The organism is Luteibacter anthropi (assembly GCF_011759365.1).
Classification (GTDB): Bacteria; Pseudomonadota; Gammaproteobacteria; order Xanthomonadales; family Rhodanobacteraceae; genus Luteibacter; species Luteibacter anthropi.
Map to the genome: position 1 here is coordinate 169,721 of NZ_JAARLZ010000009.1, position 23,810 is coordinate 193,530.

Here is a 23,810-nt window from a genome sequence, read left to right on the forward strand (position 1 = left end):
AGCTGCCATGTCCGTCGCCCTCACGCCCCAGCACCTCGACCGCCTTCCCCGTGGCGTCGATGCCCCGCCCTTCGACCGTGGCGGTGTCACGGCCGGTATCGCCCATATCGGCGTCGGTGCCTTTCATCGCGCGCACCTGGCCATCTACACGAACCTGACGCTGGCCGATACCGATATGGCCGGCTGGGGCATCCTCGGTATCAACCTGCTCGACCAGGACAAACCCCTGGCTGATGCCTTGAAAGCACAGGATGGGCTGTACTCGGTCAGCGAGTTCGATCCACGCGGTGAACGACGCACGCATGTCGTCGGTGCGATGGTGGATTACCTGCATGCACCTTCCGACGGAGCGGCCAGGGTGCTGGAACGGCTATGCGATCCGGCGATCCGCATCGTCTCGCTGACCATTACCGAAGGTGGCTACCTGATCGACGAGCACGGTACCTTCCGGCTGGACGATGCTTCTGTAGCGCACGACCTGAAGCACCCGGAGTCGCCACTGGGAGTATTCGGTTTCATCGTTGGGGCATTGGAACGTCGTCGCAGCGAAGGTACGCCTGCGTTCACCGTGATGTCCTGCGACAACCTCCGTCACAACGGAGCCCAGGCGAAGAAAGCCGTGCTGGCCTTTGCGAAGGCCCGTTCACCCGAGCTGGCCGCCTGGATCGATGCCGAGGTCGATTTTCCCAATGCCATGGTGGATAGAATCACGCCCGCCACTACGCCGGCCGTGCGCGACGAACTCAATGCCGCCACCGGCCTCGACGACCAGACTCCCGTGATCTGCGAAGACTTCATCCAGTGGGTGCTGGAAGACCGCTTCCGCCATGGTCGTCCCGCCTGGGAACGCCATGGCCTGCAGATCGTGGATGACGTGTCCCCGTATGAGGACGCCAAGATTCGCCTGCTGAACGGCTCGCACCAGATGCTGTCGTACCCCGCCTTCCTGTCCGGGCACCGGCGCGTGGACCTCGCCGTGAGGGATCCGCTGTTCAATGCCTATCTCACCGGCTTCCTCAACGACGACGCGGGCGTCTGGCTGGCGTCGCTGCCCGGCATGGAGCTGGGGGCCTACAAGAAGAAGCTGCTCGACCGGTTCAGTAACGCCTCGATCGCCGATCAGCTCGACCGCCTTTGCCTGGATGGTGGTTCGAAGATTCCAGGCTTCATCGGACCGACGATCAAGGCCTGCCTGGAAAACGACAAGGATGCCCGCCGCGTTGCCTTCCTGCTGGCCGCCTACGATCGCTATGTCCGCGTCGGAAAGGATGACAACGGTGCGTCGTATCCGCTGCGCGAACCCAATGCCATGCGCCTGGTGCAACCACTGATCGACAGCAACTCGAAAGACACCCTTATCGAAAGCATCGAACTGGTTGGCCCGCTGGCGGCAAAAGACACACGATTCCGCCGGCAGTACGATATTTACGTCGATGCCATGCATCGCCAGGGCGTGCGCCGCACCCTGGAACAGCTCGATAGCCTCGTCGATTGAAAAGAGGCCTCACCCACGCTACACGGGGCGTTTCCGGAAGCTTCACCGGGACGCTCCCAGCATGGGGCCGTCATCGCATCGAACGGGAGCACCTCATGCCTTACACGCCGACCAACCCACAACCGCCCTTTGCCGAACCCGGAAAGAATCGTCCCGAGGACGAGATCAGCAAGCCTGGCAGCTACAAGCCGGAGCGCGATGCCGACCCGGAGCCACCGGAAAACGACGATCCGATTGAACCAGCCCGTCCTTGAGGAATGCGCCATCAGGCCGGGCTGGCTTGATGGCGGTCGTTGCGATGTCGCCAGGCATGCATCAGCAGATGCCAGGGACTGAAGCGGAAAACCACGCGATGTTCCCCTGCGGTCAGGCATACAGCCCGGAACATGCCGTTGGCCCGGTGGATGGACAACGGGGTGTCGTCCAGCTCGGCCAGCCATCCCGGGTGGTCGAGTTCGCCCAGGGCAAGCCAGCCGGGCGATGTTGCCGAGCTGGTCAACTGCATTCGCGTATGCGTCGAGGAAATATCTCGCACGGTGACGACACCACGGCAGGTCTGGGCAATACCGCTTACCTGCGTCGCATCTTCTTCGTCGCGTGGGGTGATCCACATCGTCTGGGCGAAGTCGGTACGTGCGAACTCGTCGGGGGCGGGTTTTTCCCCGACATTCAGCAAGCGCAGGGCGCGAGGATTGAGTATCCGTGGATAGGCGCGTTCGTTGCGCCAGATATCGACGTCACGAAAACGGCCGGCCGGAACGTAGTCCGGCGGAGGACTTACCGGAGCCAGATCAGCGCGGTGTCCGATGACGAGATAACGCACTCCCAGCAGGTCGTCGAGACGGTTTTCCGGCAACGCATTGTATGGCGAGGTCACCGTGGGCACGGCGCTGCTTTCCCGTGGCGAGTACCAGGCCTCGTATAACGCGTAACGCAGTGGGTTGTATCCCTGCGTGGATGAAATGCCAAGCAGCATGCCCGTGTTATCCCAGGGCACGTGTGTGTTCTGAGTGGCCATCCTCTCTGCAGGGCCGCCATGACTACCGGCCAAGGCATGCTTCAGAAACTGCGATGCGGGGTTCGCAACGAAACGTGCAGCGCCGTTTCCGGCCGAGTTGAACGTGCCATTGAAACCAAAACTACGGTAATCGGCAAAAAGAACCACTGCCAGCCAGAGAACGGCCTGCCATTGGCTTGCCTGCCTGCGAAGGAACCATAGCGCGAGCATGGCGACGATGACGGCCAGGAACGGCCTGCCGTATTTGTCGTGCATCGATATCGCGACAAGACACAACCACGTGGCCGCGATCGCGAGCAAGACGATGACCTCGCGTCGCGAGCGTAAGTCGATCCGGCTTACCCCGATGCCTGCGAGAAAGGCCAGCGCGAAATTCATCACATAGGCCGCATCCGACGGACGTCGGAAATGCACCAACCCAGGCATCCACGTATATAACCATCCATAGAGCGGCATATTCGTCCCCACCATGTACAGGGTCGACAGACGCGCAAGAAGCCCGAAACAGGTGATGGATCGGCGGTATTCACCGGATCGCCATGCACGCGAAAGTCCCCATAGGGACAGGAGCGGTATCACGCCAATATAGAGGAATGAGCCCATCGCATCGAACGACGCGCTGTCGAAATCGCTCAGCCCTGCGAAAGCATTCGGATGAAAAAGCATGAGCGCCGCGTGCAGATCGAGCGACCCCGCATCGGCCGCGGACAGAGCCAGTTCGGTCCGGTTGGAAAGGCTGAGGGTAGCCCAGCTGAGAAGCAGTTGGGGCAGCCCCAGCACCAGTGCGACCCATGCGGCACAGCAGGCCGGCGACGAACATGCGACGCCAGGCGATATTCCGCTGCGGCCAGTAGCGAGCCACGGCCACGCAACCATAGGCGGCAATCACCAGCACGAAGAGATAGGTTACCTGCACAAGCTGCGTCACCATGGCACCCGCCGCGAGGCCGAGCAGCAACCCCCTGCCAGGGGTCGGCCGGGCCAGGAGGTGACGCAGTGCCAGCAGCACCACGGGAACATACGCATAAGCGATGACGATCGGCGTGTGCTGGAGCCGTGACCCCGCCACGCCACCGGCCATGAAGACCACCGCACCAACCAATGCGCCGAAGCCGTTAGCACCATGGCGGCGCATCAGTTGCAGCATCGCGGCCCCGCCCATCAGCGTATGCAGCAACACACCCCAGGCGAACCAGTTGGCTCCCGGATCCGCGGGCAAAAGCATCCATGCCATGAGCAACGGAGAAAAGAGCATGCCCTGGGGATCGCCTATCTGCGCATAGCCTCCGTAGATATATGGGTTCCACCACGGTGCCACGCCAGAACGCAGGCTATGGGCGTTGAAATAGACCGTGGGATAGAACTGGTCCAGTGCGTCCCACGGCAGCACACGGCCGCCCAGAAGTACGCTGGCATTAAGCATCAGCCAGATGACTGCAAGGAGGAAAAGAAGGCGGCGGGTGGAAAGGGTGTCCGGCATGAAAGGCGTGCGTCCGTTGCACGAGATAGATGCAGATGTTGCGATCGATCGGGTCGAGTGCCCGACCCGGTGTCGTTACATGAATTAGCGATTCGCTATGGCGTGGCTGACCATGCGCCACGGGCTGAAGGCGAACGTCAGGCGGTGCTGTCCCTTGGGAACACATACGGCACGGAACATGCCATTGGCGCGATGGATCGGCACCTGTTCGCCGTCGAGCCGGGCCTCCCAGCCGGGATGATCGAGTTCGCCCGCCACGACCCAGCCGGGCGAGTTCGCCTCGGTCCGTAGCTCGGTGCGCGTCGGCGTGCTACTCATCGCCTTGATCTGCACGGCGCCCGTGCAACGGGAAACCGACGTGCGGGCCGTTGCCTGGTCGGTTTCATCGCGCGGTGTCAGCCAGAACACTGTGTTGAAATCCGTACGCGTGAATTCCGCCGGATCCACGGGTTCGTTCAGGCCGACCAGGCGAACCTGGGTCGGATTCATGAAACGTGGATAAGCCGAATCGTTGCGCCACAGCACGATATCGTCGAATTCGCCTACTTTCCGATAGTCGGGTGGCGCCTCGACCGGAGCGCCGGGCATGCCACCGATCGCGAGATAGCGCACGCCCAGAAGATCGTCCATGCGTCGTTCGGGCATGCCATTGTAGAGCGACGGTGACCCGGCGGCCATCGCGTTCTCCCGTGCCGGATACCACGTTTCATACAGTGCATGCCGGAGGGGGTTGTAACCCTGCGTGGATGCGATGCCCGTGAGCATGCCGCCGTTGTCCCAGATGGGCGCGATCTTCTCCGTGGCGATTCTTTCCCCTTGCAGCGGGCCGGATGTATCCAGGGCCTGCTTCAGATAGTGCACGGCGGGATCAGAGAGGTAACGAGCGGTCTCGTTGCTGGATACATTGAAACGGCCGTTGAAATTGAAACTGCGGTAGTCGGCCACGACCAGGAGCATCAGCCACAGGGTGGCGCGCCACGGCATGTCCGCATGGCGCATGTTCCAGACCACCAGCATGGCGACGAGGATCGCCACGATCTGGCCCGTGCGCACGTGCCCCATCGCAACGAGACTTGCCACGAGCCAGGCACTGGCCAGCGATGCAACGATCAGTCGCTCTTTCCACGAGGCCAGGTCGATGTGGCTTGCGCCTACGGCAGCGAGAAACGCCAGGGCGATGTTGAATACATAGGCGCCATCCGAGGGCCTGCGGAAATGCACAAGGCCAGGCAGCCAGGTGTAGAGCCAGCCATACAAAGGCGTATGGGTGCCGAGCATGTACAGGGCGCCCGCAAGGGCCAGCACGCTGAAACACGCGATCGACCGTTGGTTCCGTCCACGATGCCATGCACGCACCACGAAACCGAGGGCAAGCAGCGGCAGCGTTCCGATGTAGAGGAACGATTGCACTGGATCGATCGGTGCATCGAGCAGATTGCGCAGGCCGTCGAATGCGTTGGGATAGAACAGGAACAGGAACGACCTGAGGTCGAGCGACCCCGGTGCCGCCACGGACAAGGGCATCATGCTGCGATTGGAAAGGCCCATGGCTGCCCAGCTGAAAAGCAGCTGGGGAAGCCCGCATGCCACCGCAACGAGCAGGGCAACCACCCCGCCACCGAGGAAACGCATGCGCTGCTGCGAATCGTAACTACGCCAGTAGCGTATGGCCGCGACACAGGCATACGCCACAAGCATGAGCACGAACAGGTAGGTGGCCTGCACGAGGTGGACCACCAGCGCACCGGCAGCCAGTCCGAGCAGCGCGCCCCGGAGCGCACCGGGCCGCGATAGAAAATATCGCAAGGCCAGCAACACCACGGGAACATAGGCGTACGCAATGACGATCGATATATGTTCCAGCCTTGATGCCGCCACACCGCCACCCATGAAAACGGTGGCACCCACCAGCGCGCCCAGGGCATTCGCTCCATGACGGCGAAGCACCTCGAGCATGGCCGCACCTGCCATGAGCATGTGCAGCAGGACACCCCAGCAGAACCATACGACGCCAGGCTGGGCAGGCAGCAGCATCCATGTCATCAGCAAGGGAGAGAACAGCATCCCCTGCGGATCGCCGATCTGCGCGTAACCACTGTAGATATAAGGATTCCACCACGGAGCCAGCCCCGAACGCAGGCTATGTGCATTGAAATACACCGTGGGATAGAACTCGTTGATGGCATCCCAGGGGAGCACACGCCCCCCTTTGAGCACAACGAAGTTCAGCACGAGCCAAACAGCGCACAGCACCAGGAACTGGCGGCGATAGGGGATAGGATCCTGATGCACGGCGTCCATGGTCGTTCGCGGCGGAGCGCAGGATTGTACTCAATAACTTGCGAGGCAGACCTTTGGCGCCAACGGCCAACCGGATAGACTTCGCCCATGAGTCCCGCCCCCAAGAAACCCGCGCCGCGTCGCAAGGCGGCGCCTTCCGCCCGCAAGACCGCCACTGCGGCGCCTGCCGTGCGGCCGGCCGATGCCTCGACCCGTGCCGAGCGCGTGCTGGCATTCCTGTTGCGTGGCATGGCCCCGGGGCGGCGTGACAAGCTGTACGCCTACCTGCAGCTGACCCGCATGGATCGCCCCATCGGCGCATTGCTGCTGTTATGGCCAACCTGGTGGGCGTTGTGGCTGGCCGCGAGGGATTTTCCGCCGGTCGGCCCCCTCGTCATCTTCACCCTGGGTGTTTTTGCGATGCGCGCCGCCGGCTGCGCGATCAACGACTACGCCGACCGCAAGCTCGACCCCCTCGTCGCCCGCACCGCCGGCCGCCCTATCGCCAGCGGCCGGGTCACGCCGCGCGAGGCGCTTTACGTATTCGCCGGCCTGCTGGTGTTCGCCTTCGTGCTGGTGCTGTTCACCAACCGGCTGACCATCCTGCTGTCGTTCGCCGGTGCTGCGCTGGCGGCAGCCTACCCGTTTACCAAGCGCTATACCCATCTGCCCCAGGTAGTGCTGGGAGCTGCTTTCGGCTGGTCCATTCCCATGGCCTTTGCCGCCGTCAGCAACAACGTGCCGCCCGTGGCGTGGCTGCTGTTCATCGCCAACATCATCTGGTCGGTGGTGTACGACACCGAATACGCCATGGTGGACCGCGACGACGACATCAAGGCGGGTGCCAAGTCCACCGCGATCCTCTTCGCCGACGCCGATCTCGTCATCATCGGCATCCTCATGGCGACCTTCCTGCTTGCCATGCTGCTGGTCGGTACCCGCTCGGGCCTGGGCTGGCCGTACTGGATCGGGCTTTGCGCCACCGCCGGCCTGTTCGGCTACCAGCAATGGATCATGCGCGAGCGTGCGCGGGATGCCTGCCTGACGGCCTTCCGCCACAACAACTGGGTGGGGCTCGCGCTATGGGTGGGCATCGTGCTCGCCCTGGCGCTGTGACTGTCATCGTCCAGACAGACAACGGCGCCCACTGAAACCGCACGGAAACGCGGACTGAAACATCCGGTCATGGCAGGGGCGTAAGTTTCTGCGGATCGCGTGCCCAGGGAGAGGCCGCGGGCACGGTCAGGAGCCGGGCCCCGGGGTGGGTACGCATCGCCCCATCCCGGAGTTTCCCACCCCATGCGCAAGACCCAGCTCAGTCGCGCCCTCGGCGCGGCGCTATGCGGCGTGTTCGCCATTTCCGCCCTGCATGCCCAGGACACTTCGCCGGAGCGCAAGACCACCGCGCTTGACAACGTGGTGGTGACCGCCCGGTCGGGCGTCGAGAACCGCACGAAGGCGGAAACCAGCTATTCCATCACCACCATCGACGAGGATCGTCTGCGCATGCAGGCGCCCACCAGCGTGACCGAGGCGGTGAAGTCCGTGCCGGGTTTCTGGGTGGAATCCTCCGGTGGCGAGGCCTCGGGCAACATCCGTGCACGCGGCATCCCGGTGGACGGCTATGGATCGGTCACATTGCTGGAAGACGGCATCCCCGTGCAGCACGATCCCGCGCTGGGTTATCTCAATGCCGACCAGGCCTTTCGTCTGGATGAGACGATCGAGCGTGTCGAAGTGGTCCGTGGCGGCCCTTCCGCCATCTTTTATTCCAATGCCCCGGCCGGCGCCATCAACTTCATTCCACGCAAGGTAGGCGATACCGCCGAAGGCCTGGTGAAGTACACGGTGGGCAATTACTCGTTGAACCGCCTCGACTTCTGGTATGGCACGCCCGTCGGCAACGGCTGGAAGCTCGCCGCAGGGGGCTTCTGGCGCGTGGACGACGGCATCCGGCGCCCGCAGTTCCACGCCGACGATGGTGGTCAGTTGCGCGCCACCCTGTCGAAAGACCTGGAACACGGCAGCCTGAGCTTCGACGTGAAGCACATGGACGACAAGGTAGCGCTGTATCTCGGCATACCGATGCATACCACGGCGAACGGCGACATCCGTGCCGTGTCCGGCTTCAACGGCAATTACGGAACGCTGGCAGGCCCCGAGACGCAGCATGTGAGCATGCGGCAAGGCAACGGTGGCCTGTACGACTTCGACAACACCGAAGGAACCCACGTCAAGCGCACCCAGGTCACCTTCAAATTCGACCACGACCTGGGTGACGACTGGAAGCTTGCCGAATCGATGCGCTACAGCACCACCGATACGCAGCGTAACGGTGTGTTTCCCAATGCCCTGCAAAGTGCGTCGTCATTGCTGGCACAGGACACCGCCAAGCGCCTGTCCAGCGTTCCTGGCGCCACGAAACTCCAGCTGCGCTATGTGGACAACCCTTCGCAGGTCTACGACGTCGCCAACCAGAACGGGAACGGGCTGGTGGTCACTGCCGGCCTGCGTGGCGTGACCATGCCGCTGGACGAATTCATCAACGATACGCGCGTGCTGCGCAAGTTCGAGTTCGGCGAGCAGAGCCATGACGTCACGCTGGGCTATTACCACGCCAGCTTCCAGCAACGCTTCGACCGATACTCCTCCACCGTGCTCACCGATGTACGCGACAACGGCCGCCTGCTCGACCTGGTGGGCGTGGATGCACGCGGCAACGTGGTCGGCTCGTTGACCGACCATGGCGTGTACCGCTACGGTTACGAGTGGGAACACGCCAGCGGCAAGTCGGCGACCAACGCCTTCTATCTCTCGGACGAATGGCAGGTGACGCCCGACCTGCGCATCGATGGAGGGGTGCGCTGGGAGAAGGTGAACGTGCAGGGCTATACGGAAGGCAAGAACACCGTGAATCTGGGTGGCTCGCCCGCCGCGGCGACGGTGCTTACCGGCAATGGCAAGTACACCCATTACGACCAGTCCTTCGACAAAACCGGCTGGACCCTGGGTGCGAACTGGCAGTTCTCTCCCCGGCAGGGCCTGTTCGCCCGCTGGACGTCCGCTTTCCGCCTGCCGAACCTGAGTACCTATATCACCAATCCCACGGCCGTTCCCGTACTCCAGACGATGGACCTGGCCGAGGCCGGCTGGAAGTACAGCGACCGCCTGATGGACCTGTATGCCACGGCGTTCTACACCAAGTACAACAACGTGGGTTTTACCAACAACGTCTTCGACCGTAACGGCAACACGTCCACGCCGCAGACCGGCTACGCGGATACCAAGACGTACGGCCTGGAGCTGGAAGGCACCCTCTACCCGACGAAATGGTTCGACGTGCAGTTCAACGCCACGTTGCAGGAACCGAAATACAAGGGCCTTCGTTATATCGACGTCGTGAGCAATGCGCCCGTGCTGCGCGACTACGACGACAACCAGCTGATCCGCGTGCCGAAGGTGAGCTATCGGATCGTGCCGGGCGTGAACCTGCTCGATGGCCGTCTTCGCTTGCAGGTTTCCTATGAATACGAAGGCAAGCGCTACGTGGACACGGCCAACTCGGTGATCCTGCCGTCGTATCACGTGTGGGGCGCCAGCGCGCGGTTCGAGGCCACGCAAAACTTGTCGCTGTTTCTCTACGCGGACAACCTGACCAATTCGCTGGGCCTGACCGAGGGCAACCCGCGCGCGGGTGAGCTGGCCAGCGCGGATGCCGGTGCCAATACCTTCATCGCGCGTCCCCTGCTGGGTCGTTCCTTCCGCGCTGCCGCGATGTACCGTTTCTGATGCGCGCGCTCATGGCTCTCATCCTTGCCCTCGCCTGCCTGACCGCCACGGCCGGGCGTGCGCCCGATGTCGTTCTTCGCGGCGAGCTGACCGGCAAGGACCAGCACACGTATCGCGAACTGCCCTTTGACGTGCCACCCGGCACGACGCGGATCACGGTCGATTTCGACTACACGGGGCACGAGCAGCACACCGCCGTGGACGTGGGCCTGCTGGGACCGGATGGCTTCGCCGCACCACAGGGTTTTCGTGGCTGGAGCGGCGGCAGCAAGCGCCGCTTCACGGTATCGGCCACGGATGCCACGGCATCGTTCCTGCCGGGAGAGATCAAGCCCGGCCGCTGGCGCGTATTGCTGGGTATTCCCAATATCCGCCCCGCGTCGACCGTTACGTTTACCGCGCAGGTATGGCTTTCGAAAGAGGACGAGGGTTTCGGTCCCGAGCATGGATTGAGTGAATCACTGGATCAGCGCGAACGCTGGTATCGCGGCGATCTCCACATGCATTCGGCGCACAGCGACGGTGGTTGCCTCAACCTCGCCGGCACCCGCAAGGTGCCTTGCCCACTGTTTCTGACCATGGCCAATGCCGCGAAGCGCGGGCTCGATTTCATCGCGGTTTCCGAACACAACACCATGTCCCAGGTGTCGGAAATGCGGGAGCTTCAGGACTATGTTGCGCCCATGCTGCTGATTCCCGCGCGGGAGATCACCACGTTCGAAGGTCACGCCAATCTCTACGGCGTGGCGCGTCCGCTGGACTTCCGCCTGGATGGAACCACCGTGCCTGACTGGAATGCCTTGCTGGCCGATGTCGCAAGGGCGCAAGGCCTTATCTCCCTCAACCACCCTATGCGGCCGAACGACGAGACCTGCATGGGATGTGGTTTCAAGCCCGCCAGGCCGGTGGACATGCGCGGGTTCCAGGCCATCGAAGCGGTGAACGGCCGTGACGTGGGGCGCAAGGACAGCGGCATCCCGTTCTGGGAACGGCAGCTCAATACGGGGCTGCGTATCACTGCCATCGGTGGCAGCGACAGCCACGATGGTTCCGATGCGCCACGGGATGCCATGGCGGGAACGATCGGCACGCCAACGACGGTGGTGCATGCACGTGAGCTTTCGATGGATGGCATCCTCGAAGGCATTCGCGCAGGGCATGTGTTCATCGACATCGAGGGAAGCAGGGACCGTGCGATGGATGTCGTGGCATCGGCGGGAAAAAAGCACGCGGGCATGGGGGATGCGTTGATGCTGGCCCGTGGTGAACAGGTGAGCGTCGAGGTGCGGACGGTGGCGCTTGAAGGACAGCATATCGTCGTCACCATCGACGGCAAGCGGCTGGATCTTCATGGGCGTGACGTCCTGCCCGCGACGGGGGTGCAGGCATTTACGTGGGTGGGTGATGGCAAGATGCACTGGATGCGCGTGGATGTAGCGGGTCGCGATGGACGGTTGCTTGTGCTGGGTAACCCCGTCTACCTGAATCACTAACGCAAGCCCCTTGTAGGAGCGCGCCTTGCGCACGGCCGGTACGGAGCCATTGGCGTCATGCTTCAACGCAAGCCCCCTGTAGGAGCGCGCCTTGCGCGCGACCGATACGGAGCCATTGGCGTCATGCTTCGTACCGGTCGCGCGCGAGGCGCGCTCCTACAGAAGAATATGGCTAGCCCAGGCCTGTGCGTGCGAGTGCCCAGACGTCCACGCGTTTCGCTCCCGATGCACGCAATGCTTCCACGCACGCGGACAGCGTCGCGCCCGTGGTCATGACGTCGTCGACCACGGCGACATGTTCCACCGTCAGGCGATTGCCCGGCACGAAGGCGCCGTGTACGTTGCGTGCCCTTGCCGTGGCATCGAGATCGCTTTGCGCATCGGTGGCGCGCTGCCTGCGCAGGACATCGGTCAGCATGGGAATACCGTGACGCCGTGCGAGCGGACGAACCAGCTCCAGCGCCTGGTTGAATCCGCGTGACCGCAGCCGGGACACGTGCAGCGGCACGGGTACGATGGCTTGCGGCATGGCGGGAGGGTCACCGCAACGCAGCCAACATTGGGACAGCGTGCGGCCGGCCGCGAGGCTGCCGCCGAACTTGAAGCGGCTTTCGAGCCGGTCCACGGGGATGGCGTAGCGCAACGGCACCCAGATATCGTCCCAGGGGCGCGAATGCTGCTGGCAGCCGCCGCACAAGGCGACGGCCCTCACCATCGGCAGGGCGCAGCGCCCGCAGTGCACATCGTTATGCGGAAGCGATGCCAGGCAACCTTTGCACAACTCGATGCCCTGATGCCCCTCGTCACCGCAGACCATGCAGCGCGGCGGCAGGACGAAACGCCCCGCCGCCGCCATGATGCGTTTCAGGATGGACGCGTCCATGCGTCACGGCACTCAGTCGCCGCGCCGGTACATGGCTGCATCGACGATCGACCACAGGTGGATGATCCACCCCAGCCAGACCACCCACAGCACCGCCGCCAGGACGAACATGATGAGAGCCTTGAACACCCGTCCCTGCACGAGCTGGCCCAGACCGGGGATGAAAAAGCTGCAGATGGCGGCAAGCACGTTGCCGGAACTGCCCTGACCTTCGCTCATGACGCTCTCCTCGTGGATGGGGATGGCTCCATCCTAAGTCTGTGCGACAGCAGGCCGGCATCGGCCATTGGTCATCGATTAAGCCTTGCATGACGAGCGTGATGGCCGGCAGTCAGGTTCGCGGATGACGTCCTCGCGAACCGGACCGACGGATGCAGCCGACGCCACGCAATGTAAACCTCAATACCTGCGCGTAGGTTGACAACAAAAATCACCCGGTCGAGACTCCGCGCCACCACAAAGGGAGTCCCCCATGACCGCAGCCTTACGCCACGACTGGACCCTCGCCGAGGTCGAGCATCTTTTTTCCTTGCCATTCAACGACCTGCTGTTCCAGGCGCAGACGGTGCACCGGCAATACCATGACCCGAATGCCGTGCAGGTATCGACCCTGCTGTCGATCAAGACCGGCGGCTGTCCGGAGGACTGCGCCTACTGTCCGCAGGCGGCGCGCTACGCCACCGGCGTGAAGGCCGAGAAGCTGATGAGCGTGGAGGCGGTGGTCGCCCGCGCGCAGGCCGCCAAGGATGCCGGCGCCAGCCGCTTCTGCATGGGTGCCGCCTGGCGCTCGCCGAAGGATCGCGACGTGGTGAAGGTGGCCGAGATCGTGAGTGCCGTAAAGGCGCTGGGCATGCAGACCTGCGCGACGCTGGGCATGCTTACCCGCCCCCAGGCCGATACGCTGAAGTCCGCCGGACTGGATTTCTACAACCACAACATCGATACCGCGCCGGAGTTCTACGGCGAGATCATCCACACCCGCGAGATCCAGGACCGCTTCGACACGCTCGACCACGTACGCAGCGCGGGCCTGAAGACCTGCTGCGGCGGCATCGTGGGCATGGGCGAATCGCGCTCGCAGCGCAGCGCGCTGCTGATGACGCTGGCCAACCTGCCGGAGCATCCCGAGTCGGTGCCCATCAACCGTCTTGTGCGTATTCCGGGTACGCCGCTCGAAAACGCCGAAGAACTCGATCCCTTCGATTTCGTGCGCAGCATCGCGGTCGCGCGCATCCTGATGCCGACGTCCGTCGTGCGCCTGTCCGCCGGTCGCGAGACGATGGATGACGCCTTGCAGGCGCTGTGCTTTGCCGCCGGTGCCGGTTCGATCTTCTACGGCGAGAAGCTGCTGGTCACGGGTAACCCGGAAGCCGAGCGTGACCGTCGCCTGTTCGCCCGCCTGGGCCTGAAGCCCATGGAAGTGGAAGCCGAGCCGGAAACCGTGCACGCCGACATCCTCGAACACGTGCACGCCGCGTGAGTCGTCCAGGCCTTCGCGCCCGCATCGAGTCGGCACGGGCCCGTCGCGAGCACGAGGGCCTGCTGCGCCGGCTGCGCACGGCCGACGCATTGCCGGGTGGTCGTCGCCTCGTCGAAGGTGGCCGTGTACTCACGGATTTCTGCGGCAACGACTACCTGGGCCTCGCCAGTCATCGCGACCTGCTGGCCGCGCTGACCCGGGCGGCCAGCGCGGAAGGCGTGGGTACGGGTGCAGCCCATCTCGTATCGGGTCACCGCCGTGAACACGCGGCTCTGGAAGAAGAACTGGCCGACTGGACGGGGCGCGAACGTGCCCTGGTCTTTTCGACGGGCGTCATGGCCAATCTGGGCTGCCTGCAAGCCTTGCTGGGCGCAGGCTCGCCGGGGCGTTCCGAAGCCGTGTGCGTACAGGACAAGCTCAACCACGCCAGCCTCATCGATGGCGCGCAACTGGCCGGTGCCGAGCTGCTGCGCTATGCGCACGCCGACACGGACGCAGCCGCGCTCCGCCTCGACAGCCGCCCCGGCAAGCCGGCGCTGCTCGCCACCGACGGTGTTTTCAGCATGGATGGCGATGTAGCCCCGCTGGCCGCGCTGGCACGGCTGTGCGCCGAGCGGGAGGCGCTGCTTTACGTCGACGATGCGCATGGGCTCGGCGTACTGGGGCCCGAAGGCGCAGGCAGCGTGGCGGCAGCCGGCCTGACGGCTCGCGAGGTGCCGTTGCTGATGGGCACGCTGGGCAAGGCGCTGGGCTGCGCAGGCGCCTTTGTCGCAGGCGATGCCTCGCTGATCGACGCGATCATGCAGTTCGCCCGCACCTATATCTATACGACGGCGCAGCCGGCCGCGCTCGCCGCCGCCACACGGGCCGCCGTGCACCTGGCACGAACGGACCGCGACGGCCGGCGCGAACGTCTCAACGCCCATATCGCCCGCTTCCGGGCAGGCGCCTTGCAGCTCGGCCTGCCGCTCATGCCCTCGACGACGGCCATCCAGCCGCTGCCCATGGGCAGCGCCGCCACGGCGACCGAAGCGGCGCGATCACTGGAGGCGAATGGCTTCCTCGTCGTGGCGATCCGGCCGCCCACGGTGCCCCAGGGCGCCTCACGACTCAGGATCACGCTGTCGGCGGCGCACGCCCCGGACCGGATCGACGCCCTGCTGGATGCCCTGGGCCGCCTGCCGCGCCCCGTCGAGGCCGCCGCCGTATAATGGCCGGCCGCAGGCCCCACGCATGTCCATGTCGATCCTCAACATTTCCGCCTACAAGTTCGTCGCCCTGGACGATCTCGCGGAGTTGCGCGCGCGCATTGTCGAGCGCTGCGACGCCCTGGCCCTCAAGGGCACGATCCTGCTCGCTCCGGAAGGCATCAACCTCTTTCTCGCAGCCGATGCACCGGCGGTGCATGCCTTCATCGCATGGCTGCATGCCGACCCGCGCTTTGCCGACATCGCGCCGAAGGAGAGCTGGTCGGACGAGGTACCGTTCGGTCGCATGCGCGTGCGCCTGAAGAAGGAAATCATCACGATGCACGCACCGGCCATCCGTCCCGGGGACGGTCGTGCACCCCACGTGCTGCCCCGCGACCTGCATCGCTGGCTCGACCAGGGCCACGATGACGACGGGCGCGAGGTGGTGCTCCTGGACACGCGCAACGATTACGAAGTGGCCGCAGGCACGTTCGAGAACACCGTGGAGTACGGGCTCTCCAGTTTCACCGGTTTTCCCGGTGCCGTGGCCGCCGATCGTGAGCGCTTCGAGGGCAAGACCGTGGTGTCGTTCTGCACGGGCGGCATCCGTTGCGAGAAGGCGGCCATCCACATGCGGGAGATCGGCATCGAGAACGTGTTCCAGCTCGAAGGCGGCATCCTGAAGTATTTCGAGGAAGTCGGTGGTGCGCACTGGCGGGGCGACTGCTTCGTCTTCGACGGCCGGGGCGCCGTCGATCCGGCCCTCGCACCGAGTGGCGACGCATGAGCGACCTGTACATCGACCGCCGTGGCAACGGCCGCATCCCGCTGGTCATGATCCATGGCTGGGCCATGCATGGAGGCATCCTCGGTCCGCTCTGCGACGAGCTGGACGAGCGCTTCGACATGTACGTGGTGGACCTGCCTGGCCATGGTTATTCGCGCGACTCGTCCATTGCGCTGGAGCCATCGGCCTGTGCGAAGGCCATCGCGGCGGCGACGCCATCGGCCATCTGGCTGGGCTGGTCACTGGGCGGACTGGTGGCGCTGACCGCCGCACTCGACGATCCCGACCATGTAAAGGCCGTGGTGCCTGTGTGTTCCACGCCCTGTTTCGTGCGCACGAACGACTGGCCGCAGGGCAACGACGCGGCGATGGTGCGCAAACTCGCCGCCGACCTGGAAGCCGATTACAAGACCACCGTGGACCGCTTCATCGCCCTGGAAGCCATGGGCAGCGAAGATCCCCGCGCCGAAACGCGGCGGCTGATGGCCGAAGCGTACTCACGCGGCGAGCCCGATCCGCGCGTGCTCATGGAAGGCATCCGCCTGCTCGAAAACGCCGACCTGCGCCCGCGCCTGCCTGAGCTCACGCGCCCCAGCCTGTGGATTGCCGGACGTCGCGATCGCATCGTGCATCCGGATGCCATGCGCTGGTCGGCCGAGGCATCAGGCGGCGACTTCGAAGAAATCGCCCACGCCGGGCACGCCCCTTTCATCGGACACGCCGCCGCGCTGGCGGAGGTCCTGACACGATTTGCCGAAGGCACGACATGAGCGACTTCCATTTCGACCGCAGCCAGGTCCGCCGCAACTTCGGTCGCGCGGCCGGCACCTATGAAAAGCATGACGCGCTCCAGCGCGAAGTGCAGTCCACGCTGGTCGAGCGTCTTGAGATCCACAAGGAAGAACCGGCCGTGGTACTGGACGTCGGTGCCGGCACGGGCCGTGGCAGCGCCGCGCTGAAGAAGCGTTATCCGAAGGCGCAGGTGATCGCCATCGACCTTGCACTGCCGATGCTTCGCCAGGCGAAGCAGAACGCAAGCTGGCTGAAGCCGTTCAACCGCGTGGTGGGCGATGCGTATACGTTGCCGGTGCACGACCATAGCGTCGACATCCTGTTCTCGAACTTGTGTTTCCAGTGGTGCGAAGACCTGTCGCGCTTGTTCGCCGAGTGCGTGCGCGTGCTGAAGCCCGGCGGCCTGCTGACGTTCTCCACGTTTGGTCCGGATACGCTGAAGGAACTTCGTGCCGCATGGGCTGAAGCAGACCAGCACGCTCATGTGGCCCGCTTCCTCGACATGCACGATGTCGGCGACGCCATGCTTACCCAGGGACTGCGCGATCCGGTGCTGTTCGCCGAGCGCTATACGCTGACGTACCCGACGCCTCGCGCCCTATTGGATGAGCTGAAGGGTCTCGGCGCCAACAACGCCGACTCGGACCGCAATCGCGGCCTTACCGGCAAGTCGCACTACCGCCGCATGCTGGATGCCTACGAGGCCATGCGCACCGACGGCACCATTCCTTCGACCTGGGAAGTGGTGACGGCCCATGCATGGGGCCCGCCAGCGGGCCAGTCACGTCGTGAAGGCGAAGGTGAAATCGCCAGTTTCCCCATCGAAAACCTGCGTGGTTCGCGACGGAAAAACCCGTTCGATTAACCTGCCACAACGTCGTTCCAGCGAACGCTGGAACCCAGCGCCCCGGTTCACCAGCAAACACCGCCACGCTGCATCGGCTTGTGTGTAGGCAACCCTCTCGCGAAAACCCACCGCACCGCACTGGGTCCCTGTTTTCACAGGGACGACGTGAGGGGTAGGTGGGGAGCTGCAAGCTCATAGCCCGTCGTTCCTGCGAACGCAGGAACCCAGCGCCCCGGTTCACCAGCAAACACCGCCACGCTGCATCGGCTTGTGTGCAGGCAACCCTCTCGCGAAAACCCACCGCACCGCACTGGGTCCCTGCTTCCGCAGGGACGACGTGAGGGGTAGGAAGGGAAATGCCATCGTGTAGCCCGTCGTTCCTGCGAACGCAGGAACCCAGCGCCCTGATTCACCAGTAAACACCGCCACGCCGCATCGGCTTGTGTGCAGGTAACCCTCTCGCGAAAACCCACCGCACCGCACTGGGTCCCTGCTTCCGCAGGGACGACGTGAGGGGCAGGAAGGAAAATGCAATCGTGTAGCCCGTCGTTCCTGCGAAAGCAGGAACCCAGCGCCCTGATTCACCAGTAAACACCGCCACGCTGCATCGGCTTGTGTGCAGGCAACCCTCTCGCGAAAACCCACCGCACCGCACTGGGTCCCTGTTTTCACAGGGACGACGTGAGGGCAAGGATCGAGTTCGTTTCTTCGTGGGCGATTAAAGCAGGCGAAGTTACGAACACCCGTAGCGAAAACATCCCGTCTCATGATCGTGGACCATCCCCGCCGATTGCATGATCGCGTAGCAGATGGCGGTGCCTGCATACTGAAAGCCGTGCTTGCGCAAGGCGTCGCTCATCCTGTCGGAGCATGCCGTTCGCAAGGGAACGTCATCATGTCGCTTCCAGGCGTTCCTGACCGGCTCACCATTGACGAACGACCAGAGAAATTCGCCCAGCGGACCTTCGCTCTGCGCCAGACGCAAGACCGCGCGAGCGTTGTGCCGCACCGAAGCCACCTTGAGCCGATGCCGGATGATGCGGCGATCGCGGCCGATGCGTGACATGTCGTCGTCACCAAGTGCCGCGATGGCCGCGATGTCGTAATCCAGGAACACCTCCCGGTATCCATCGCGCTTGGCAAGCACGGTTCGCCATGCCAGCCCGGCCTGCGCCCCCCTCAATACAAGAAGCTCGAACAAACGGCGCTCTTCGCGTGTAACAACACCCCACTCGGTATCGTGATAGACGCGCTCGGCGTCGCTAAGATCGGCCCAGATACAACGCATCGCATGACTCCCCACCAGTTTCCCCACTGCAAAGCCGAGAATATCGATGCGATTTGCTTCAATATGTCCGTTTTGAACGGCGCCGGACGTGCGTATGAATGAATCAAAGGCATCGCAGGGCGCCGTCGTCGCATTGGGCGCGACCGTCATCATCTGGGCCAGCAGCTGGATCGTCATGAAGCAGGTGCTCGCCTATGCGGGGCCTTTCGACTTCTCGGCACTGCGCTACAGCCTGGGCTGCGCACTGCTTTTCATCGTATTGATGGCCTTGCGCCGGCCACTCGCCCCACCGCCGCTGTTGACGACCGCACTGGTCGGCGTCTCGCAGACGGCGGCGTTCCAGGGTCTGGCCCAGTTCGCGCTGACCAGCGGAGGCACGGGACACGTCGTATTACTCGCATACGCCATGCCCTTCTGGGCCGTCCTGCTGGCCTGGGGCCTGCTGCATGAACGACCGTCGCGCCGGCACTGGCTGGGGATAGCGATTGCCGCCGTCGGCCTGATGTTCGTGATCGCACCCTGGCAAGGACTGGGCAGCATGGCGAGCAGCGGTTATGCCCTGTTGGGTGGCATGTTCTGGGCGCTGGGTACCGTGCTCAGCAAGCGCATGTTCCAGCGCCATCATCCCGACCCGCTCACCTTCACGGCATGGCAGATGCTTTTCGGTGCCCTTGCGCTGATCGTGGCGGCACTGTGCATTCCACAGCGTGCCATTGCCTGGACGCCCGTATTCATCGGTGGTCTGGCATATTCGGTACTGCTCGCGACCTGTCTTGCATGGACGCTCTGGCTACTGGTAGTCCGCCGCCTGCCGACGGCCGTGGCGGCGCTGTCGTCGCTGGCGGTGCCGGTGATCAGCCTGTTGATGGCCTGGATATTCCTTGGAGAACGCCCGCTACCCAACGAATGGCTGGGCGCCGCCTTTATCGTGACCGGCCTGATCGCGGTGAGCGGCGTCGGCGGCGCGCGTCAGCCGCGCGCCGCCTGACGACTCAGGCCACGAATTCCACCCCGCAGGCGAAGCGGCGTTCCGCACCGGGTTCAAGGTGGATGGCCGTTGCGCAGTCCTCGCGATTGAACGCATCCGGTATGCATTCCATCGGTTCCAGCGCGACGGACTTGCGTGCATCGCGTTCGGCGGTGTCCGAGGTAAAGGCGAGCATGACGCCCGCCTTCTGCCATAGCGCGATGGTCGTACCCGTGGAAGGATCGCGCAGGCGTGTACGCGCCTTGCCATCGGCATCCACGTGCAGCGAGGCGTAGGTGTGATTCAGCTCGGTCGTGCCGATGAGGCGTGGCTTGCGGAAATCGAGCGACGTATCTGCCTGGTCGAGGGACGTCCACGCTGCCTTGCCGGGCAACGGAATGAAGTCTGCGTCGGTGGCGACGACCTGGGCAGCCGGCACGTGCAGTTCCCAGCCTTCGATGGGGTTGTCCGACAAACGGAAGTACGGATGCCAGCCGAAGAACGTCGGTGCGGCATGGTCACCCACGTTATGTGTCACCGTTTCGAGAGTGAGGCCGTTTTTGTCCAGCGTGAACGTGACACGAAAATCGAGCGCAAACGGATACCCCGGATGTGCGTCGGGGCGAATCGCCTGCGTGGTGAAGGTGACGGAGGCGGCGCCCTCACCTTCCTGCTCGCCATCGATATCGAACAGCTCGCCACGCAGGAAGCCATGGCGGCTTGCGCGATCCTTGCCCACGACACCGGGTTGCAGGTCGTAGGATTTTCCGTCGAACGTATAGCGGGAGTCGTTCACGCGGTTGGCGAACGGCGTCATGATGGCGAATCGGGAACCCTTGTGCGGCACCAGCTCGGCTTCGTCGCGAAAGCCATCGGCGATATTCCGGCCACCGGAACGGATGGACAGCACGGTGGCACCACGGCGGGCGATACGGACCTCGCGGCCTTCGTGGGTGTCGGCCAGTATCACCAGTTCCTGGGCACCCAGGGTCGAGCGCGTGACGCTGAAACGGGACATCGGGTGTTTCCTTTTGGCTGATCTGCCCGCATGTTAGCCTCCTGACATCCCCCAAGTGTTGCCCTTACGTCATGAGCGACCGCTCCGAAGCCCCCACCACTCCGATCCGCCTTGCCGATTACCGCCCTCCCGCATGGTCGGTGGAACATGTCGAGCTGTCCTTCGACCTCGGCATCGACCGCAGCGAGGTGGAGGCGACACTCACCCTCGAACGCCATGCTGCCGAGCCGCTGCGCCTCAATGGCGAGGGCCTGGAACTGCTGGAACTTTCCGTCGACGGTCGCAGGCTGGTCGAGGGCGAATACCGCCTGGCGGAAGGCGTGCTCGACATCGACATCGACGCACCCCGCTGCACGCTACGCACCCGCGTTGCGCTGCGGCCTGCGGAGAACACGGCGTTCGAAGGCCTCTATCTTTCGGGCAGCCGTGACAAGGGCTTTCTGCTGACCCAGTGCGAAGCCGAGGGCTTCCGCCACATCACTTTCTTCCCCGACCGCCCCGACGTGCTGTCGAAATACACGGTGACGCTGCGCGCCGACAAGTCGCGCTTTCCCGTGTTGCTGGCCGGCGGCAATCCCGATGGCGCGGGCGACCTGCCCGATGGCCGTCACTGGGCGCGCTTCGTCGATCCGCACCCGAAACCCAGCTACCTGTTTGCACTGGTGGCCGGCCGGCTGGAACGCATCAGCCACGACTACACCACCGCCGACGGTCGCAAGGTAGCGCTGCATATCTGGGCCGAAGCCGATGCGATCGATCGCTGCGACTATGCGATGGATTCGCTGGTGCGCTCGATGCAATGGGACGAAAGCGCGTATGGCCGCAGCTACGATCTCGACGTCTTCCACGTGGTGGCCACCCATGATTTCAACATGGGCGCCATGGAGAACAAGGGCCTCAACATCTTCAATGCGAAGTACCTGCTGGCCGACCCGGACTCCAGCACGGACGACGAATACCGCCACGTCGAGGCCGTGGTGGCGCACGAATATTTCCACAACTGGAGCGGCAATCGCGTCACCTGCCGCGACTGGTTCCAGTTGAGCCTGAAGGAAGGCCTCACCGTCTTCCGCGAGCAGAGCTTTTCCGCCGACATGAATTCGGCGCCGCTCAAGCGCATCGAGGATGTCGCGCTGCTGCGTCGTGCGCAGTTCCCGGAAGATGCCGGCCCCCTGTCGCATCCGGTGCGGCCTTCGCAGTACAGCGAGATCAATAATTTCTATACCGCCACGGTGTACGAGAAGGGCTCGGAACTCGTGCGCATGCTTGCCGGGCGCCTCGGGCCTGCGGGCTTCCGCAAGGGCATGGATCTGTACTTCGACCGCCACGACGGGCAGGCCGTGACCATCGAGGATTTCCTGCGGGCGCTGGGCGATGCCAACCGCATCGACCTCATGCCGTATCTCGACTGGTATGCACAGGCGGGCACGCCGCGGCTCAGTGCCGAGGGGCGACACGACGCGGGGAACCGGCGCTATCGCCTGGTGTTGCGCCAGCGTACGCCGGCCGGCACCGGTCAGACCGACAAGCACCCGGTGCCCATCCCCGTCCGGCTTTCGCTGTTCGACGGCAACGGGCGGGCGCTGCCGCTGCGTCTTGAAGGCGAGGCATCGGCCGATGGCGCCGAGCGCACGGTGGTATTGGACGGCGCGGAAAAGATTTTCATCTTCGAAGATATCGACGCGGTGCCCGTACCGTCGCTGCTGCGCGGATTCTCCGCGCCGGTGATCCTGGAATACGACTACGCACCTGACGAGCTGGCGGTGCTGCTGCGCCACGACCGCGACGGCTTCAATCGCTGGGAAGCCGGACAGCAACTGGCCGGCCTGGCCTTCGACGACTGCCGCGACGGACGCGACAAGGGCGCGGCCATTTCCGCGTGGACACAGGCGCTGGCCGACCTGTTCGCCGACGCATCGATCGACGACGCCCTGCTGGCCGAACTGCTCACCCCTCCGGGCGAGATCGAACTGGTGGAACGCCAGCTGGAACGCGATCCGCAGCACATTCGCGTCAGCCGCCAGCGCATGCTCGCCGCCCTGGCGCAGCGCATCGGCGCGGCCACGTTGCGTAAGCGATACGACGCACTTGCCGCCCGGACCACGGGTGCACTCGATGCATCGAGCCAGGCCCGCCGCCAGCTCAAGCGGCGCGTGCTCGACCTGCTGGCCCTCATCGCCCCGCAAGACACGCGCCAGCTCGCGCTGACCCAGTACGAACAGGCACCGGGCATGACCGACCGCCTCAATGCGCTGGTCACCCTGGCGACCCTGGACGGGAAAGCGGCGGAAGCCTCCATCGCGCACTTCCGCCAGCGCTACGAAGGCAATGCCCTCGCCCTGGACAAATGGTTTGCCATGCAGGCACAGCTGCCAGGCGATGACGCGTTTGCCCGCGTGCAGGCCCTGGAAGCCGATCCGGCCTTTACCCTCAAGAACCCCAATCGCGTGCAGTCGCTGATCGGCACCTTCGCCCGAGCCAATCCCACCGGCTTTCACCGTGCCGATGGCGCGGCGTATCGCTGGCTGGCGGATCGGCTGCTGGCCCTGGATGCATTGAATCCCCAGGTAGCCGCCCGGGTTGCCACGGCGTTCAACGGCTGGAAGCGGCTGGAGCCCGTACGCCGGGAGGCGGCGCATGCCGTGATCGCCGAGCTGTCGGCACGCAAGGACATGTCGCGGGACCTCACCGACATTCTGGGCCGCGTGGCCCTGGGCTGAGGGCTTACCGAATCCGCATGATGACGCCATGGATGGCGTTCGGACATTCCGTGACGGACTTCACAACACGAAAGTGAAGGCGGTCATGGAAGTGACGCTCAGCGTCAGGAGTTGCCGAAATCGAGCACCTTGTTGACGGAAAAGTCACACACGGTTCATTCGTTCAGTGTAGTGTTAACGCCAACGAAAGAACCGCGCCCTGGGGCGCGGTTCCTCGTGCCAGTCACTCGGTTTCTGGCGCCCGGCAGCACGGTCATCCTGGATTCCCCCTGTTCCTGAGACC

Annotated in this window: 19 protein-coding genes; 12 read left to right on the plus strand and 7 right to left on the minus strand. The window is 64.1% G+C overall.

From position 1 onward, the window contains the following. Window positions 1-7: 7 nt before the first annotated feature. The gene (locus HBF25_RS16585; protein ID WP_166950332.1) at window positions 8-1,495 is read left to right on the plus strand and encodes a mannitol dehydrogenase family protein; all 1,488 of its coding nucleotides are present in this window, start codon (window positions 8-10) and stop codon (window positions 1,493-1,495) included. A 95-nt stretch (window positions 1,496-1,590) separates the two neighbouring features. Beyond that, window positions 1,591-1,749, plus strand: a complete 159-nt coding sequence (locus tag HBF25_RS16590; RefSeq protein ID WP_166950334.1) for a hypothetical protein — start codon at window positions 1,591-1,593, stop codon at window positions 1,747-1,749. An 11-nt stretch (window positions 1,750-1,760) separates the two neighbouring features. Here HBF25_RS16590 and HBF25_RS16595 read toward each other — a convergent pair whose 3' ends face one another. From HBF25_RS16595 to HBF25_RS16605, 3 genes are all read right to left on the minus strand, one after another. Beyond that, window positions 1,761-2,927 carry a YfhO family protein gene (locus HBF25_RS16595; RefSeq protein ID WP_166950336.1) on the minus strand — a complete coding sequence of 389 codons (1,167 nt, stop codon included), beginning with the start codon at window positions 2,925-2,927 and terminating at the stop codon, window positions 1,761-1,763. A 112-nt stretch (window positions 2,928-3,039) separates the two neighbouring features. Next, complete coding sequence (locus HBF25_RS16600; RefSeq protein WP_166950337.1) at window positions 3,040-3,993, minus strand: hypothetical protein; 954 nt, start codon at window positions 3,991-3,993, stop codon at window positions 3,040-3,042. Between the two features lie 84 nt (window positions 3,994-4,077). Then, window positions 4,078-6,294: a glycosyltransferase family protein gene (locus HBF25_RS16605; RefSeq protein WP_166950339.1), complete on the minus strand. Its 2,217-nt coding sequence runs from the start codon at window positions 6,292-6,294 to the stop codon at window positions 4,078-4,080. Window positions 6,295-6,462: 168 nt separating this feature from the next. Between HBF25_RS16605 and ubiA the strand changes: the two genes are divergently transcribed. The 3 genes from ubiA to HBF25_RS16620 all read left to right on the plus strand — a co-directional run bounded on the left by ubiA (window position 6,463) and on the right by HBF25_RS16620 (window position 11,555). After that, window positions 6,463-7,389 (plus strand): 4-hydroxybenzoate octaprenyltransferase, encoded by a 927-nt coding sequence (gene ubiA, locus HBF25_RS16610; protein ID WP_341778098.1) that lies wholly within the window; start codon window positions 6,463-6,465, stop codon window positions 7,387-7,389. A 183-nt stretch (window positions 7,390-7,572) separates the two neighbouring features. Then, entirely contained in the window at window positions 7,573-10,062 is a 2,490-nt protein-coding gene (locus tag HBF25_RS16615) for a TonB-dependent receptor (protein ID WP_166950342.1), read from the plus strand. A gap of 11 nt (window positions 10,063-10,073) precedes the next feature. Beyond that, window positions 10,074-11,555 carry a CehA/McbA family metallohydrolase gene (locus tag HBF25_RS16620; protein ID WP_166950343.1) on the plus strand — a complete coding sequence of 494 codons (1,482 nt, stop codon included), beginning with the start codon at window positions 10,074-10,076 and terminating at the stop codon, window positions 11,553-11,555. 172 nt (window positions 11,556-11,727) lie between these two features. Here HBF25_RS16620 and HBF25_RS16625 read toward each other — a convergent pair whose 3' ends face one another. Then, entirely contained in the window at window positions 11,728-12,438 is a 711-nt protein-coding gene (locus tag HBF25_RS16625; RefSeq protein ID WP_166950344.1) for a ComF family protein, read from the minus strand. Window positions 12,439-12,450: 12 nt separating this feature from the next. Next, on the minus strand, window positions 12,451-12,657 hold the full coding sequence (locus HBF25_RS16630; RefSeq protein WP_166950345.1) for a hypothetical protein: 207 nt from the start codon (window positions 12,655-12,657) through the stop codon (window positions 12,451-12,453). 253 nt (window positions 12,658-12,910) lie between these two features. Between HBF25_RS16630 and bioB the strand changes: the two genes are divergently transcribed. The 5 genes from bioB to bioC are packed head-to-tail and all read left to right on the plus strand — an operon-like array spanning window position 12,911 to window position 17,552. Beyond that, the gene (gene bioB, locus HBF25_RS16635) at window positions 12,911-13,918 is read left to right on the plus strand and encodes a biotin synthase BioB (RefSeq protein WP_166950346.1); all 1,008 of its coding nucleotides are present in this window, start codon (window positions 12,911-12,913) and stop codon (window positions 13,916-13,918) included. After that, the gene (locus tag HBF25_RS16640; RefSeq protein ID WP_166950347.1) at window positions 13,915-15,129 is read left to right on the plus strand and encodes an aminotransferase class I/II-fold pyridoxal phosphate-dependent enzyme; all 1,215 of its coding nucleotides are present in this window, start codon (window positions 13,915-13,917) and stop codon (window positions 15,127-15,129) included. The genes bioB and HBF25_RS16640 overlap by 4 nt, the downstream gene beginning before the upstream one ends. A 22-nt stretch (window positions 15,130-15,151) precedes the next feature. Further along, the gene (locus HBF25_RS16645; protein ID WP_341778097.1) at window positions 15,152-15,895 is read left to right on the plus strand and encodes a sulfurtransferase; all 744 of its coding nucleotides are present in this window, start codon (window positions 15,152-15,154) and stop codon (window positions 15,893-15,895) included. Continuing rightward, entirely contained in the window at window positions 15,892-16,665 is a 774-nt protein-coding gene (gene bioH / locus HBF25_RS16650; RefSeq protein WP_166950348.1) for a pimeloyl-ACP methyl ester esterase BioH, read from the plus strand. Before HBF25_RS16645 ends, bioH begins: the two co-directional genes overlap by 4 nt. Beyond that, a complete protein-coding gene (bioC, locus tag HBF25_RS16655) occupies window positions 16,662-17,552 on the plus strand; it encodes a malonyl-ACP O-methyltransferase BioC (protein WP_166950349.1) in 891 nt (296 codons plus the stop codon). Before bioH ends, bioC begins: the two co-directional genes overlap by 4 nt. A 715-nt stretch (window positions 17,553-18,267) precedes the next feature. Here bioC and HBF25_RS16660 read toward each other — a convergent pair. Beyond that, window positions 18,268-18,999 (minus strand): DNA-3-methyladenine glycosylase I, encoded by a 732-nt coding sequence (locus tag HBF25_RS16660; protein WP_243853275.1) that lies wholly within the window; start codon window positions 18,997-18,999, stop codon window positions 18,268-18,270. On the opposite strand from HBF25_RS16660, the gene HBF25_RS16665 reads away from it, so the two are divergent. Next, window positions 18,998-19,810 (plus strand): DMT family transporter, encoded by an 813-nt coding sequence (locus HBF25_RS16665; protein WP_243853276.1) that lies wholly within the window; start codon window positions 18,998-19,000, stop codon window positions 19,808-19,810. The two genes, HBF25_RS16660 and HBF25_RS16665, sit on opposite strands and share 2 nt — an antisense overlap. A gap of 4 nt (window positions 19,811-19,814) precedes the next feature. Here HBF25_RS16665 and HBF25_RS16670 read toward each other — a convergent pair whose 3' ends face one another. After that, complete coding sequence (locus tag HBF25_RS16670; protein WP_166950351.1) at window positions 19,815-20,807, minus strand: aldose 1-epimerase; 993 nt, start codon at window positions 20,805-20,807, stop codon at window positions 19,815-19,817. Between the two features lie 71 nt (window positions 20,808-20,878). On the opposite strand from HBF25_RS16670, the gene pepN reads away from it, so the two are divergent. Further along, a complete protein-coding gene (gene pepN / locus HBF25_RS16675) occupies window positions 20,879-23,527 on the plus strand; it encodes an aminopeptidase N (RefSeq protein ID WP_166950353.1) in 2,649 nt (882 codons plus the stop codon). Window positions 23,528-23,810: the final 283 nt, after the last annotated feature.